Origin of the sequence: Caminibacter pacificus (assembly GCF_003752135.1) — a bacterium.
Taxonomy (GTDB): domain Bacteria; phylum Campylobacterota; class Campylobacteria; order Campylobacterales; family Nautiliaceae; genus Caminibacter; species Caminibacter pacificus.
Window position 1 is genome coordinate 180,671 of the sequence record NZ_RJVK01000002.1, and the last position, 15,524, is coordinate 196,194.

At 33.4% G+C, this 15,524-nt stretch carries 12 protein-coding genes; 8 read left to right on the forward strand and 4 right to left on the reverse strand.

The genetic code is table 11. The annotated features are described in order from the left end of the window. Positions 1-6: 6 nt before the first annotated feature. Together EDC58_RS04680 and EDC58_RS04685 are read right to left on the reverse strand one after the other, a co-directional pair. The gene (locus EDC58_RS04680) at positions 7-2,169 is read right to left on the reverse strand and encodes a DUF6701 domain-containing protein (protein WP_123352352.1); all 2,163 of its coding nucleotides are present in this window, start codon (positions 2,167-2,169) and stop codon (positions 7-9) included. A 138-nt stretch (positions 2,170-2,307) separates the two neighbouring features. Further along, a complete protein-coding gene (locus EDC58_RS04685; RefSeq protein WP_123352353.1) occupies positions 2,308-5,952 on the reverse strand; it encodes a hypothetical protein in 3,645 nt (1,214 codons plus the stop codon). 121 nt (positions 5,953-6,073) lie between these two features. Between EDC58_RS04685 and EDC58_RS04690 the strand changes: the two genes are divergently transcribed. Both EDC58_RS04690 and EDC58_RS04695 read left to right on the forward strand, forming a co-directional pair. Beyond that, positions 6,074-6,982 (forward strand): spore photoproduct lyase family protein, encoded by a 909-nt coding sequence (locus EDC58_RS04690; RefSeq protein ID WP_123352354.1) that lies wholly within the window; start codon positions 6,074-6,076, stop codon positions 6,980-6,982. Next, a complete protein-coding gene (locus EDC58_RS04695; RefSeq protein WP_123352355.1) occupies positions 6,979-7,614 on the forward strand; it encodes an SDR family oxidoreductase in 636 nt (211 codons plus the stop codon). The genes EDC58_RS04690 and EDC58_RS04695 overlap by 4 nt, the downstream gene beginning before the upstream one ends. Here EDC58_RS04695 and murI read toward each other — a convergent pair. Both murI and rho read right to left on the reverse strand, forming a co-directional pair. Further along, positions 7,595-8,341, reverse strand: a complete 747-nt coding sequence (murI, locus tag EDC58_RS04700; RefSeq protein ID WP_123352356.1) for a glutamate racemase — start codon at positions 8,339-8,341, stop codon at positions 7,595-7,597. The two genes, EDC58_RS04695 and murI, sit on opposite strands and share 20 nt — an antisense overlap. A gap of 4 nt (positions 8,342-8,345) precedes the next feature. After that, on the reverse strand, positions 8,346-9,671 hold the full coding sequence (gene rho / locus EDC58_RS04705; protein ID WP_123352357.1) for a transcription termination factor Rho: 1,326 nt from the start codon (positions 9,669-9,671) through the stop codon (positions 8,346-8,348). An 88-nt stretch (positions 9,672-9,759) separates the two neighbouring features. Here rho and EDC58_RS04710 point away from each other — a divergent pair, with 88 nt between their 5' ends. The 6 genes from EDC58_RS04710 to EDC58_RS04735 are packed head-to-tail and all read left to right on the forward strand — an operon-like array spanning position 9,760 to position 15,491. After that, positions 9,760-10,743 carry an RluA family pseudouridine synthase gene (locus EDC58_RS04710; RefSeq protein WP_235823175.1) on the forward strand — a complete coding sequence of 328 codons (984 nt, stop codon included), beginning with the start codon at positions 9,760-9,762 and terminating at the stop codon, positions 10,741-10,743. After that, entirely contained in the window at positions 10,667-11,866 is a 1,200-nt protein-coding gene (locus EDC58_RS04715; protein WP_123352358.1) for a fibronectin type III domain-containing protein, read from the forward strand. The genes EDC58_RS04710 and EDC58_RS04715 overlap by 77 nt, the downstream gene beginning before the upstream one ends. After that, positions 11,867-12,988, forward strand: a complete 1,122-nt coding sequence (gene trmB / locus EDC58_RS04720; protein WP_123352359.1) for a tRNA (guanosine(46)-N7)-methyltransferase TrmB — start codon at positions 11,867-11,869, stop codon at positions 12,986-12,988. Then, positions 12,963-13,625, forward strand: coding sequence for a cell division ATP-binding protein FtsE (locus EDC58_RS04725; protein ID WP_123352360.1), 663 nt, complete (start codon positions 12,963-12,965; stop codon positions 13,623-13,625). Before trmB ends, EDC58_RS04725 begins: the two co-directional genes overlap by 26 nt. Further along, the gene (locus EDC58_RS04730; RefSeq protein ID WP_123352361.1) at positions 13,612-14,394 is read left to right on the forward strand and encodes a hypothetical protein; all 783 of its coding nucleotides are present in this window, start codon (positions 13,612-13,614) and stop codon (positions 14,392-14,394) included. The genes EDC58_RS04725 and EDC58_RS04730 overlap by 14 nt, the downstream gene beginning before the upstream one ends. After that, complete coding sequence (locus EDC58_RS04735; RefSeq protein WP_123352362.1) at positions 14,391-15,491, forward strand: murein hydrolase activator EnvC family protein; 1,101 nt, start codon at positions 14,391-14,393, stop codon at positions 15,489-15,491. The genes EDC58_RS04730 and EDC58_RS04735 overlap by 4 nt, the downstream gene beginning before the upstream one ends. Positions 15,492-15,524 lie beyond the last annotated feature (33 nt).

The window sequence follows — 15,524 nt, forward strand, 5'->3', positions numbered from 1 at the left end:
AAAGATTTACCAGTTGATAGATTTTACAACCGATTTTGAAGTATTGTTTTCCGTTTTATTTGTAATTTGCACGGTTTGATTTTTATCAGGAGCATACTTAGAATTATTATCCCCTATTCCGGCCCAACCTCCGTTTACGGCTAAAAAGTCTATTTTATTGCACGGATGAGTTTTACAATTAACATTACTTGAACTCGGATCTTGATAATTTTGAGCTTTTATTTGATACCAAAGCCAACTATTAATGGAATAATGTCCTATTACCCCAAAAGGAGGGTTTTTACCTACAGGTTGATATTTTATTTCCTGATAACCGCCGTTTAACGTACCTAAAGAAATTGAAACATATGGAATTATAGTCTTTGAAATATTAATATCCCCATAAATTGCGCTAGTATGATTTTTATTTATATACCATTTTCCGCTTTTATAATACTCAAAAGATGCATTATTATACAATACACTCGAATATCCCGCAATATTAGGAATATTTATTCTTCCATAGAGATACTGAACCGATTTATTTACCGGTACCTGAGGGCTTAAAACCCAATATAACGGTAAAGGATCGTTTTTATCAATTGCTGTTATCGTAGACAATATTAAATTAAACGGATTATTAGGATTTCGATAATCTTTTTTAAAGTTTATAGAAATATTCGCATCAGCTTCACCGTTTATGAATTTATCTTTTATCAATACTACATCCAAAGGAAGATTGTTATTTTTTTCTTTAATTGAAGAGTTTTCTTCTTTATAAATAAAATTAGAAGCCAAAGGCAATGGCACGTTATGGGTAATGTTTAAATCCACATTATTCGCATAACAATTAGCTTTATAATTTTTTGTTACAGTACCTTGCATATTTAAAGCTTTTATTCTAAAAGTAAGTTTAGCGGACATATTCAAGTCTCTTGAAATATACGTAAAACCGTTAGCACCGTTTTGAAAATTAATATTTACCACACTAAAAGCAAAAGGAATAAACGTAATTACTTTACTTCCTTCCTGAATAAGTACTCCGTTAGGATTAACACTATCACTTTCATCTATTTTTGCATACTCATATCCGTCTTTGAACTCTTTTAAGGTCATATTCAAATCACCGACTTCGTTATATTGCAGTTGCACGAAAGCTACACCGTGGCGAAATTTCGCACTCACAGGATTAACGATACTTAAAATTCCGGGATTACATCCTTTTGATGCATTAGTGTCGTTATATTCCAAACTTGGTGAATGACCTCTTATGGTAATAGTTTCATTATAATCCCATACTGGAATTCTTCTATGAGAATCCATTACCATTCCGGTAAAAGGTGGAATCAATTCAGCAGGTACAGGATTCGGAAGCGGATAACCCACAGCTCTCATTTTTATCATATAAGATTGACCGGCCCTTAATTTAGAATATGTAGCGTTTCCGTCAATAATAAATTGATACGGTCTTACCGCAAAATCATCTCTACTATACACTATGTTGCCCCAATGTCCGAATAAACAAGCCAAACACTGATTATTCGCAACCTCATTTTTTTTATTGCTTAAAGGATTAATTTTATCTACATAAGAACACTCTTGAGCACAAAAACAATTGGGGATTATCTCCCCGTTTTGAGCGCTGCTCAAACACTGCTGAGCTTCATCCCCGTATTCAGCATCCATTACTTTCCAAATACAAGAAAACGTAATATCCTGATTACCTTCTATTTGATTCTTACACTCTTCTTCATTAGTCCATCTAAACGCAAGACCGTCATGAACGTTTATTAAATATCTCATCCTGAATTTTGCTCTTTTTACTCCTATTGGAATTGCAAAAAGTTTAGGATTTCCTACTTCAACTACACTTTTGTTTCTGAAAATCACTTTTCTAAAAGTATTAGGAATATCAGGAGCCGCATTCAGATTATTTGGACTATAATCGTAATCGACTACGCTAATAATCACTACTCCTTTATAATCTTCCAAGGTTTGATTATCATCCGCTAAATGAATAACTTTAAACTTAAAAGGTTTATAAACGATTTGGGTATAAAGTAGATTATCGGTACTTTTCGGATTAGTGGAAACCGTATTTCCGGTTGTTTTTGAAAAATCATCATTTACAACATTAAATGTCCCTGCACTCAAAAACACAAACAAAAAAACAATAATTATCTTTTTCATACTAATCCTTTATCCGAAGTTAAACAATTATATCCATATTAAAAAGTTTATAGAAAGAAAAAGAAGAAAAAATAAAAACTCACTGTTACGTTTAGTCACAGGCACGTATTTTTTATAAAGAATAAAAAAAAATAAGAACTACCAGTTGATAGTTCTTACTTGAGATTTTGAAGCGTTTACATCCGCACTTGATTTAGCTTTTACGGTTCTGTTGTTTTCCGGAGCATATGTTGAATTATTATCCCCTATTCCAGCCCATCCTCCAGCTACCGCTAAAAAGTCTATTTTATTACACGGATGAGTCAAACAATTGAGATTTGTCGCACTCGGATCAAGATAAATTGTAGCTTTTGGATGATACCAAAGCCAACTTGAAATGGCATAATGGGCTTTCACACTATACGGTAAAGGATGAGAAGTTACGTATTTCAAATCTTGATATCCTCCGTTAATAGTACCTGCTAACGCACTTACATTAGGTAAAATAGATTTGGTTACGTTGATATCTCCGAAGGCATTACTAGTATGATTACCGTTTACATACCAGTTTCCGTTTTTATAATACTCGTATTTAACGGTATTATGAATTACATTTGAATAACTAGCGATATTAGGAATTACTATTCTACCGTAAATAAAATTAGCTGTTTGATTTACAACATTGTTTCCGCTAACCCCGTCACTATCCAATACATTCAAATGATTAAGGGTCATAGTAAACGGATTTTCTGGAGAAGAATAGTTTTTTACAAAATTAATATAAGCTTTAACATTGCCGATTCCATCGGCAAATTTTTCTTTTACAGCCGTAAACACGATATTTTGCGTATTGGCAATATTATGAATTCCGGTTTCGTTTTCTTCTTTGTATATTATTTGTTCCGTTACTGGTACGGTAGAATGCGTTACAGTAACACTAAGGTCTTTAGCATAACAGCCGTTTTTATAGTTTTTAGTTAAAACGTTATTTGCATTTTCCGCTTTTACGGTAAAAGAAAGCACACTAGACATATTCAAATCATTTGACATATAAGTAAATCCGTTACCTCCGTCTAAATATGAAGGTGTAGTCAATGAAAAATGATCAGGAATATATGTAACTGTTTTTTGAGCTTCGGTAATATATATACCGTTAGGATTAGCACCGTCTTTTTCATCCACTTTTGCAAATTCATTACCGTTTAGTTCTTTTAACGTCATATTCAAATCACCTACTTCAGAATATGTAAGTTTTACATTAGCTACCCCATCGGTAAATTGAGCCGAATTAATGTCCGCAAGAGATAAAACGCCTCTTTGACATCCTAAAGAAGCTTTCGTATCGTTGTATTCCAATAACGGAGACTTATTTACCAAACTTAATTTTTCATCATAACCTTTAGCCGCATTTCCGTCAGCATCTAAAGCTTCAATAGTAAAAGTATAAACTTTTCCGGCTTTTAATTTCCCTGTAGTATTTGGAGTGATTTTAAATCTATCAGGTCTTACTGAAAAATCATCCCTACTACAAACACTTTCACCATACGCACCGAAAATACATTTTAAGCATTCTTCAGAAGGTACGTCACCTCCGCCTTGCACTCTATTTCTTCTATAATTACACTCTACCGCACAAGGAACGTCACAATATTCACTGTCTTTTAAGTCTCCCGTAGGACAAGAGTTTCCGTATCTGCTTGTAGCAATTTGAGTTAAAAGTCCCCAAACACAGTTATAAGTTTTATCCAAACACGCATTATTGGTATCCTCTACTATGTTTCCGTTTCCATCAGTCAAATACACAATTCTAAATCTGGCTTTTTTTACCGCTTGAGACATATTTATATCATCAATATCCGTGCTTGAGCTGTTGTTAAATAAAATATAATTAGTCCATAATGCTTCATTATTTTTACATTCGTCGTTATCGGTAGGGTCTTTTATAATATCTACTTTTACCAATCCTTTGAATTTTTCCAAGTACTCTTGTGTACTGTCAAGTTTTATAACTTTCATATCAAAAGGTTTAGAAACTATTTTCGTATGAATTTCATTTAAAGTATTATTCACGTCCAAAGGATCAAAATCTCCCGTAAAAGTAGGTTCTACGACGTTAAAACTACCGGCTACCGGAGTATATGAACTTAATCCGTTATCAAAATCTTCACATTTAGGAAGAATATCATCATAAGTATATTCGTTATTACCTATGGTATAAATGTAATTTGTTAAAAAGTTATAGGTAATATTTCCTTCATTTTCTATTTTTGCTTTAAAATGAATAGTTGCTACGTAATTAGGATTAGTCGTAGTAGGTAAAAAGGCATTATTATCATCCCCTAAAATACCTACACTCCACGTTTTATTTTCATCAAAATAATACACTCCTAAATTATCTATGGTTTCTCCATCATCTAAATGTAAAAAACTGCTTGCACCTATATTTTTCACATCGGTAGAATTTTCGACATAAGAAGTTACGTTATCATCAAAAACATTTCTTACAAAAACGTTTTTAGCTATTTCGTTATCCATATTTTTAACATCGAAACTAACCATAATTTCTGAACCTACCGGAACGGTTGAACCTGCATTTAAAAGATTTCCGTTTTCATCGTAAAATTCCAAATTGTCATAACACACTTTCGGTACGTATAAATCTGTAGAGAAAATTATAGTATCAAGCATATAGGCATCACCACCGGATGATGCTTGAATCGTTGTTGATGTTTGAGAGTTTCCGATTATTTGAGGATGATTCGTATCTCCGTCAACCCCTATAGGAAAAGTATCGATATCAATACCCATATTGTTTTGAATATCAGGATTTCTTTGTTCGTTCGTAGTAATTGTAGAGTCGAAAATATCATCTTTCGCATTCGGATAGCTGGTATTGTTTGTCACATCTATCAAATTTCCGTCTTTGTTTGCCACTTTTAAATAATCGTTTCCGAAAACTCCTTTATCCCCTTCGGTAGCAAACACTGAAATATTTGATTTTACATCTCCACTCGGAGGAGTATAAAAACCGCTGATATTAATATTTACTGTATTATCAAATACACTTTTATATCCGGTAAATATAGAAATATTTTTAAACGTTTCGTTTGCATTTTTATATACAACTACCAAACTCCACGCACCGTGAGTACCTAAACCGCGATGCCAACCTTGTACCGCATTAACGTTTGCTACGGTGATATTTATAGGATTTCCGTCAAACGTCATATTATCAAAAAGATTAGTTACGTCTTTATAAGAAATATATCTTATAAACTGACTATCCCAACTTACGTAATCAAAACCTTCAGTATCACTAAATCCTTGCGTGTCTACATTTACATCTACATAATCGCCGTCGTTTATTTTTATTTTTGCTTCTTTTGCTTTTTGAATATCGTCACTATCGTCATAAATAAACCCGGTCCAATAAAGTCTTGCGTATATAATTTTACTTCCTGCCGGAATAGTTAAATCCGAACTTGAAGAATCATATGTAGTATTGTCATTATCAACATCTATATATTTTAAAAAATTAAAGTTGTTTACTTTCAAATCCCCTACGTATGTCCACCAATTATTTACCAATAGATATTCTACTTGACCGTTATTTACATTATATCCCCAATCTCCGTCTAAAGATTGTACCCAACCTTCATAATTATAATTTGTATTTACTTCTAATACCGCATTACCTATAAACTTATAATTTCCGTGAATATTATAAGATTTTGTCAAAGTAAACTCATGCTCCGCTGCGAAACTAAACACCATCAATAATATATACAGTAATAATTTTTTCATTTTTAACCCCTTAGCATTAAGCCTTATTATAATTATACATCATTTTTACATCAATTTAACAATTATAGTATTTGAATTTGACACCAATATGATAAACTTTCTACAAAAAAGGCCAAAAATTATGCTTTGTTATATAGAAAAAAAGGCTCTAAAATATCCTCTAACCAACTATATAATCGGCAAATTCAAACCGAAAATAATAGAAATTTCCCACTATAAAGACGTTTTTAACCGTACACATCAAAATTTCAATTTTCAAAAATCCCAAAATAGGATAATTTTAGCCGTAAAAGAAAATATTTCCTTTTACAAGGGAAGTAAATTTTGTAACAATAGAGGATATGATAATTTTTATTATTCGACTCAAATATTAGGATGTATCTATAATTGCCAATACTGTTATATTGGAGGTATGTATCCTTGCGGATATCCGGTGATTTTCGTAAACGAAGACGATTTTATAAATGAAGCCGAAAAACTAAAAAACGCCTATATTCCAATAAGCTACGAAACCGACCTTTTGGCATTTGAGGGAATATATCCTTTTCATAAAAAATGGATAGAACTTGCAAGAAAAAGAGAAGATTTATTAATCGAAAGCAGAACTAAATCGGCAAACGCTAAAAGACTTCCCGACAATCCTCCTAAAAATTTCCTTTTAGGTTTTTCTCTATCACCAAAAGAGATAAACAGATTCGAATTAAAAGCGCCTCCCCTTGAAAAAAGAGTCGAATCGTTAAAAATCGCAATCCAAAAAGGCTACAATGTAGAAATAGCAATAGACCCCGTAATCAAAACCGACAACTATAAAACAATATATAAAAATTTTATAAAATACCTAAAAAACGAAATCGATTTAAGCAAAATAAATATAGAAATCGGGGCTTTTAGAATGAATAAAGACTTTTTAAAACGTCTAAGAAAAATTCACCTCAGCGAAGTAACTTGGTATCCTTATAAAATAGAAAAAGGCGAGGCGAGATACGAAGACGAAAAAAAGATAATTGAATACATAAAAGGACTTTTATGAAAATAATACTCACAGGTGCAAGCAGCGGAATCGGTGCGGCGATAAAAGAGGAGCTGAAAAACTACGAAATAATAGAAATATGCAGAAATTGCAAACACTCACTAAACCTTGCAAATCCCGGTGAAATAAAAAATCTGAAATTCAACGACGTAATAGGAATTATTCACAATGCCGGCGTCGGATATTTCGGGCAATTTGAGGATATTAAAATAGAAAAAATAGAAGAGATGATAAACGTAAATTTTCTCTCACCTATGATTCTTACGAAAAACCACCTAAAAGAGATCAAAAAAAATAGAGGATTTATAATCAACATCTCATCGACATCCGCAATTCATCCGGCAAAAATGGGTGTTGTTTACGCAGCTACAAAAGCAGCACTTAGACACTTCGGGAATTCACTATTTGAAGAGGTAAGAAAATCGGGGGTAAAAGTTTGCAATATCATTCCCGATTTAACGCTAACAAATTTCCATAACAATACGTTTTTTAAGCCTTCATCCGAAGAAATGGCTCACTTAAAACCCCAAGACATCGCAAAAATCGTAAAAGATATTATCAATTCTCCAAAACATCTCGTTATGCAAGAAATAGTAGTAAAACCGCAGTATTTTAAACTTGAGAAGAATTAAGCCACTCTTTTGCTCTACTTCTTAATTCTTCCGGATTATCACTTGCAAAAAGTTTGATTTTCGACTCTTTTTTCTCTTTAAGAGAAAAATCGTTTTTTAACATTTTTACTATAGCTTGACCCGAATGAATAAGTTTTGCGTTTTTGAAGTGTTTTTTAAAAGATTTTTCCAAAAAAGGATAGTGAGTACATCCTAAAATAATCAAATCTATTTCATCTTTTTTTATATCGTGAAAATATAAATCAAACACCTCATCCACGATTTTTCCCTCAACAATTCCCTCTTCCACAAGCGGTACGAATAGAGGTGTAGCTTTTGGAATTATTTTTTTAAAGCCTTTTTGTTTTAATAGATGCTGGTATTTTTGAGAGTTGATAGTTCTTTTTGTACCGGTTAGGAGAATATTTGCATCTTTTTTTTCGTTTTCTATCGCTTTTACTCCGGCTTCTATAACACCTATTACCGGAAAAGAGGCTTCTTTTTTTAATTCTTCAATAGCAACCGAACTTGCTGAATTGCAAGCTACAATCAAAAAATCAATATCGAAGTTTTTTAAAAATTCCAAAGCTTCAAGAGAGTAGCGAATAATTGTAGATTCGTTTTTGTTGCCGTAAGGCACTCTTGCGGTATCTCCGAAATAGATAATTTCATCAAAAAGCTTAGCGTTTAAAATCTCTCTTGCAACGCTAAGCCCGCCTATTCCGCTGTCAAAAACACCGCACTTCAATTTGTTACTCGTTGATAATACTTAAAAATTCCTGATTATTTTTGGTTTTTAGCATTTTCGAATATAGAAGTTTAAGAGCTTCGATTTCGTCCATTTCGCTTATAATATTTCTAATCGCCCATACTTTTGCAAGCTCTTCAGGGTTTAGAAGCAACTCTTCTTTTCTTGTACCTGATTTTAAAAGGTCGATTGCCGGATAAATTCTTCTATCGGCGATTCTTCTGCTAAGTACCGCTTCCATATTTCCGGTACCTTTGAATTCTTCGAAAATCACTTCGTCCATTTTAGACCCGGTCTCAATTAACGCCGTTGCGATAATAGTTAAACTTCCGCCCTCTTCTATATTTCTTGCGGCACCGAAAAATCTTTTCGGTTTATGTAATGCGTTTGCGTCAACCCCACCGCTTAGGACTTTTCCGCTTGCAGGAGTTACGGTATTGTACGCTCTTGCAAGTCTTGTAATGGAATCAAGAAGAATTACGACGTCTTTACCCATTTCTACCATTCTTTTTGCTTTTTCAATAACAAGTTCGGCAACTCTTACGTGGTTTTGAGCCGGTTTATCAAAAGTCGAGCTGAATACTTCACCCTTTACACTTCTTTGCATATCGGTAACTTCTTCCGGTCTTTCATCCACCAAAAGTACCATAAGTTCCACTTCAGGATGATTTTTTGTAATTCCGTGAGCTATCTCTTTTAAAAATACCGTCTTACCGCTTCTTGGAGGCGCTACGATAAGTCCCCTTTGACCTTTACCGATTGGTGCGAATAAGTCGAGCACTCTTCCGGTTAATTTTGTAGGGTCGTATTCTAATTTTAGTTTTTCTTGCGGATATAGAGGAGTTAAGTTATCAAAAAGCGGTCTTTTTTTCGCTTCTTCAGGCGGAAGATAATTCACCGCTTCTATTTTCAAAAGAGCGTAATATTTTTCTTGGTCTTTCGGAGGTCTTACCTGTCCTGTTACGATATCACCCGTTCTAAGAGCGAATCTTCTGATTTGAGTTTGAGAAACATATACGTCGTTTACCGAGTTTTCGAAGTTTCCACCGATACTTCTTAAAAATCCGTAACCGTCGGGCATAATTTCCAAAATACCGGTAAATAATAGATATCCGCCTTGCTGTACCTGAGCTTTTAAAATTTCAAACATCAAGTCTTGACGTTTATACTCTTGAGGGTTTTCAACACCCAATTTTTTTGCTATTTCTATAAGTTCGTCAGTCGTCATTTGACGAAGTTCTTCGATAGTATAGCCCTCAACCGGAATATGAGTTCTTTGCTTTTTTGACTCTTCTTGAGTCGTAACACTATTTTTTTCTTGATTTTCCATACAAATAGTCCTTCGTAGAATTTTGGGGTATGTGAAGTTTTAATGCGATTTTAATGAATTTATATTTTTTTGTCAAGCTGCGGCCAAATTGCAAGAATGGTATAATTTTATAAAAAAAGGAGCAAATATAAAAAAAGAAATAATCGCCACGACAAACGAAAGAGTCGATAAATTTTTATCAAAAGAGCTTAACGAAAACAGAAACCAAATAGAACAACTTATAAAAAAAGGGCTTGTAAAAGTAAATTCAAAACCTATAAAAAAAGGTGGAGTAAAGTTAAAACAAGGCGATATTATAGAAATAACATTTCCTAAAACCGAAGAAAAAGAGAGCAAAAAAGCCGATTTCGACATACCTATATTGTATGAAGACGAAGATTTGCTGATAATAAACAAACCCCCTGGAGTCGTCGTACACCCGGCTCCGAGCTATAAAGAAGCAACACTTGTGGATTGGCTGAAACAAAAAGGCTACAGCCTCTCGACAATCGCGGGAGACGAGAGATTCGGAATAGTTCATCGAATAGACAAAGAAACAAGCGGAGCGCTCGTAATAGCCAAAAACAACAAAACCCATGAATTCTTAAGCAATCAACTAAAAGATAAAAGTATGGGTCGATACTACCTTATGCTTTTAAACGAACCTCTAAAAGAAGCAAAATGCGTTGAAGCGCCTATTGCCAGAAATCCCAAAAACAGACTGAAAATGGCAATAGTAAACGGAGGAAAAGAAGCCAAAACCTTATTCGTACCGATTCAAGACAACCTTACAGCCGCAAAACTTTTTACCGGTAGAACTCACCAAATAAGAGTCCATTTGACAAAACTCGGTCGTTATATCTTGGGAGATACTACATACGGAAAAAAAGAGCAAAAAATCCCGCGTGTAATGCTACACGCAAGAGAGCTCTATCTCACTCATCCAAACGGCCAAAAACTTAGTATAATAGCACCATTGTTTGATGATTTCAAAACTTTAATACAAGGAATTGACGATGAAAAAATATCTTCTCTTAGCAATATCTTTGCTACTTATGACGGGATGTGCGATAAACAACAAACCGGCGCCTAAATCAAACCCTAACTTACCGACGGTGAAAAATTTCAAAGCATATCCTGATAGAAACGCTATGGCTCTATTTTGGGACCCTGTTAAAAATATGAGCGGATATTATATTCAAAGATATTCACCAAAAACTAAAAAATGGACGCAAATAGCGACGATAAACGACCCTTACAAATCTATCTACGTAGATAAAAAGCTAAAACCGAATACTATTTACAAATACAGAATTGCGACTTTTGATAAAAACCAAGTCCCTTCATTAGCGGTAGAAACGTCTCAAAAAACGCTTCCGCCTTTAAGTGCCGTAATCCCTGTTGAGAGCAAACCTCTTGAAAAAGGGATGATAAAAATAATTTTCAGACCTCATCAAAACGAAAGAGTGGAAGAGTATAAAATCCAAAGATTCAACGACTCAAAAGCAAAATGGGAAACAATTGGTACCTTATCTCCGAGACTAAACGTGGAATTTATCGATAGAGGATTAAAAGACGGAAAAATCTACAAATACAGAATCATAGCGATAAGTTTTGACGGGATTAAATCTTATCCTTCAAAAACTATCGTAGTTTCTACATACCCTAAACCACCTGTGGTTTTGAACCTAAAAGCAAGTGTCGATTTACCTAAAAAAATAAAAATCACTTGGTCGCCGGTACCGAATGCTGTAGCATACAAAATCTACTACTCTACTTCCGCCCAGGGAGCTTTTTCGCTTCTTGCAAAAACTCAAAATACTTACTATATCGACAATATCGGAAAAGACGGAGTTAAAAGATTTTATAAAGTAACAGCCGTATCAAAATACGGCACCGAATCTTTACTTAACGAATCTCCGGTTGTTATGGGAATGACTCTCCCGGCACCAGCAAAACCTATCGTCTCTACAAATATTACGGCAAACCAAGTCGAATTTATTTTTACTTCACCTGATAACAGAGCGGCAAAATATCTGATTATAAAAAAAGAAAAAGAAGGCTTTTTAAAATACAAAACGACAAAATACGTAACTTCAAAAAACAGCTTTATCGACACTATCAATCCTAAAAAAGAGTACGAATACGAAATTTACGAAGTAGATAAATACGGACTTATTTCAAAAAAACCGGCGGTTGTGGAAATAGGAGGATAAATGCCCCATATTGTAATCGATAAAATAAAAAATATCGACTATCCCGTAAAATCGGGAGACGTCGAATTTTTATTTAAAGCCGAGAATCTAATAGGAGTCAAAACTCCAAATGCCAAATTCTTAATTAAAGTTTTACCGAAAGAGAAAGGTTATTTGGTAAAGTACGACAAAATCACAAGACCTCTTATAAGCGATATAAAAAAAGCGTACGAAGAGTTTGTAAAATTAAACGAAGCGAATATTCTTTTTGAAAATATAAAAGGCATAAAAGAGAAACTACCGAATAAAAATCTTCTTGATATCACAAGCGACCTTAGTGATATCGATATCGTAGAGGTGGGATTTGGTAGCGGTAGGCATCTTATTCATCTCGCTAAAGAAAACCCGGATAAAATTATTTTAGGTATTGAAATTCACAAACCTTCAATCGAGCAAGTATTAAAAAGAATAGAACATGAAAAAATAGAAAACATAAGAGTTTTGAATCACGACGCAAGAATAATTCTAAGCAAAATCCAATCAAACAGACTAAGCGCAATCTACGTTCATTTTCCGGTGCCTTGGGATAAAAAACCTCACAGAAGAGTAATGAATAAAGATTTTATAAACGAAAGTATAAGAACTCTAAAAAAAGACGGCTTTTTACATCTAAGAACGGACAGCCCTAAATATTTCAACTACTCTTTAAATCTATTTTTGGATTACGACGAAATAGACATAAGAATCAAAAAAAACAGACCTTACGTAGTCTCAAGCAAATATGAAGACAGATGGAAAAAAATGAATAAGGATATTTTCGATATTTATATGTATAATTTCACGATTTCAGAGCCGCTTGTGGAGAATTTCGACTTTTCTTTCGAAAAAAGACTCGAAAACTTGGATTTTAAGCCAAAAATTTATAATAATTTCGTTATACATATAGAAAAAGTTTTTAAAATTGACGAAACTAAAGAGCTAATAAGAGCTACAATCGGAAATTTCAATCGACCCGAACACATCTACATATTAAACAAAGACAAACCGGAATATTTCAAAATGCCGGCACCTATAAAAGAAAATTACGAAGCTCATTTGGAGTTAAAAAGGTTATTTAATGGCGATAATAGTCGATGCGAATAATTTTTCGATTTTTTACGACAACACACAAATCATAAAACCCTCTTCTTTTAAAATAAACACCGGGGATTTCGTTTTTTTAACGGGAGTTTCGGGAAGCGGGAAGACATCTATCATAAAAGCTCTTTACGGAGAGATAAGACCAAAAGGTTCTCTTAGAATAGGCGAATTTGAGATGAGTAAAATCTCAAAATCCCAACTTGCAACACTCAGACGACATTTAGGAGTCGTTTTTCAAGATTTCAGACTTATCCCGGAATGGACTATCTTAAAAAACGTTATGCTTCCTCTTTTAATAAAAGGCATCGACAAACAAGAAGCCGAAGCATTAGCTCTAAAAGAGCTCAAAAAAGTAAAACTATCCCACAAAGCCGACAAATATCCGGCGGAGCTTAGTGGTGGTGAGCAGCAAAGAGCGGCAATCGCAAGAGCGATTATCCACAGACCCATAATGATTTTAGCGGACGAACCGATTTCCGGGCTTGACGAGTATTCGGCATCGCTTGTTATGGATTTGTTTAAGTTGGCAAACGACAGCGGGATTACTATTTTGGTGGCTTCACACTCTATGCCTCAAGATTTCAGCCGGGAATACAGACAGTTACATATTGAAAAAGGTGAAGTTTATGAACTCTCTTAAAAGTCATATTACGTTAATTTTAGCGCTAATTTCGATACTTTTCAGTATATTTTTATTCAGGGTTTTTTCTGAGATAATGCATCTATATCAAAAAAATATCGTCGATAACTACTCTATCGTTATCGTTTCCACTTCAAAAATAGATAGCGTAAATATTCCGGTTGTAGAAAAGACAATCCCGATAGATACTACAAAACAACTAAAAACACTTCAAAAAAAGTTTAAAAACATAGACTTCACCAAAGTACAACTTCCATATTTTTACAAGCTAAAACTAAAACGACTGCCGTCTCCAAAAGAGCTTAAACATTTAGAAGAGAGACTAAAAGAAAAAGCATACGTTAAAAGAGTACTGACCCACTCTTCTTCACAAACCAAAATTTACAATCTTTTAATGCTTTTAAATATCATAACGAAAACTTTTATGGTGATAATAGGAATTTTAGGATTTTTATTAATCGTAAAACAGCTTGAAGTTTGGAAACTTCTACACAACGAAAGAATGTATATTATGGAGCTTTTCGGAGCGCCGGTTTGGTTTAGAGGAGCTGCGTTATTTAAAATTGCGTTTTTAAATTCTATTTTCGCGTTGATAATTACATACGTTTTAATCTATTTTGTTTCAAACAGCTACTTTTTCAATATGGTTATCAACGAACTGAATATAAGTTTCAATATCGATTATCTAAAAGAGTTCGGTATTTTATTCGTTATAGCGATGGCTATATCGTTAATTTCGTCAATATTGGTGGTGGTTGCTAAAAAATGAGGTGGATTGTAATATTTTTAGCGGTTTTGGTTTTCGGAGCAAGTGTTACGACTACGAAAAAAGAGATAAAAAAAACACAAATCATTATCTCCAAAATGAACGACAAACTTGATAAATTGGCTCGAGAAATAAGAAAAAAACAACAAAGCATAAACTCTTTAAACTCCAAAATCAACTCTTTAAACAAAGAAATAGCAAAACTCCAAGAAACACTAAAAGACGCAAACAAAGTCTTAGGAGAGCTAAACGACTTAAAAAAAGGTTATGTCGAAAAAGAAAATAGAATAAAAAACGAAATAATCGACTTTTTATCTACAAACTACTATCTCGACACACAAGAAGTCGATAACGTAAACGATTTGATATATAACGAAATTTCAAAAAAAATCTTAGAAGCAAACGCGCAAAAAATCGCCAAAATAGTAAAACAGAGCAAAACGATAAACCAAAACATCTCTTCGATTAACAAAAAAATAGACCAGATAATCAAAAAACAACAAGAACTAAAATCAAAAAAAGAAAAACTGCTAAGCCTGTTAAAAGCCAGAAAAAAAGAGATTCAAGCCCTAAACAGACAAAAACTTCTTTATAAAAAACGACTCGAAGCGCTTATAAGAAAACAAAAGAACCTCCAAAACAGATTGGCTCAGTTAAAAATTATCAAAAAAAGAAAAAATAATTATCAGCCGAATTATAAAGTAAAAACGGCAGTATATAGAGGCCAAAAAACGATTCCTCCTCTAAAAGGTAGGGTTATTAAAAAATTCGGAAGTTATATCGACCCGGTATATAAAATCAGAATTTATAACGATTCAATTACGATAAAACCTTATCAAAAAAATGCGGTTGTCAGGGCCATTATGCCAGGCAAAGTCGTATATATAGGCGAAAATAACGATAAAAAAATTATTGTTATTAAACATAGAGGGGATATTTTCAGTATTTACGCAAACCTCGATAAAATCTCTCCGCTTATAAAAAAAGGAAAATACGTAAAAAGAGGACAAATAATCGCAAGAGTTACCGATACTTTGGAATTTGAAGTAACTTACAAAGAAAAACCGATCAATCCTTTAAAAGTGATTTCTCTTAGATAGTTTTTGCAAATTTTGGTAAAATACCATTTTAAA

Excerpts from the sequence above, each read along its gene's own strand:
- EDC58_RS04680 (WP_123352352.1), bottom strand. The coding sequence starts at position 2,169 with ATGAAAAAGATAATTATTGTTTTTTTGTTTGTGTTTTTGAGTGCAGGG.
- EDC58_RS04685 (WP_123352353.1), bottom strand. The coding sequence starts at position 5,952 with ATGAAAAAATTATTACTGTATATATTATTGATGGTGTTTAGTTTCGCA.
- EDC58_RS04690 (WP_123352354.1), top strand. The coding sequence starts at position 6,074 with ATGCTTTGTTATATAGAAAAAAAGGCTCTAAAATATCCTCTAACCAAC.
- EDC58_RS04695 (WP_123352355.1), top strand. The coding sequence starts at position 6,979 with ATGAAAATAATACTCACAGGTGCAAGCAGCGGAATCGGTGCGGCGATA.
- rho (WP_123352357.1), bottom strand. The coding sequence starts at position 9,671 with ATGGAAAATCAAGAAAAAAATAGTGTTACGACTCAAGAAGAGTCAAAA.
- EDC58_RS04715 (WP_123352358.1), top strand. The coding sequence starts at position 10,667 with ATGAAAAAATATCTTCTCTTAGCAATATCTTTGCTACTTATGACGGGA.
- trmB (WP_123352359.1), top strand. The coding sequence starts at position 11,867 with ATGCCCCATATTGTAATCGATAAAATAAAAAATATCGACTATCCCGTA.
- EDC58_RS04725 (WP_123352360.1), top strand. The coding sequence starts at position 12,963 with ATGGCGATAATAGTCGATGCGAATAATTTTTCGATTTTTTACGACAAC.
- EDC58_RS04730 (WP_123352361.1), top strand. The coding sequence starts at position 13,612 with ATGAACTCTCTTAAAAGTCATATTACGTTAATTTTAGCGCTAATTTCG.
- EDC58_RS04735 (WP_123352362.1), top strand. The coding sequence starts at position 14,391 with ATGAGGTGGATTGTAATATTTTTAGCGGTTTTGGTTTTCGGAGCAAGT.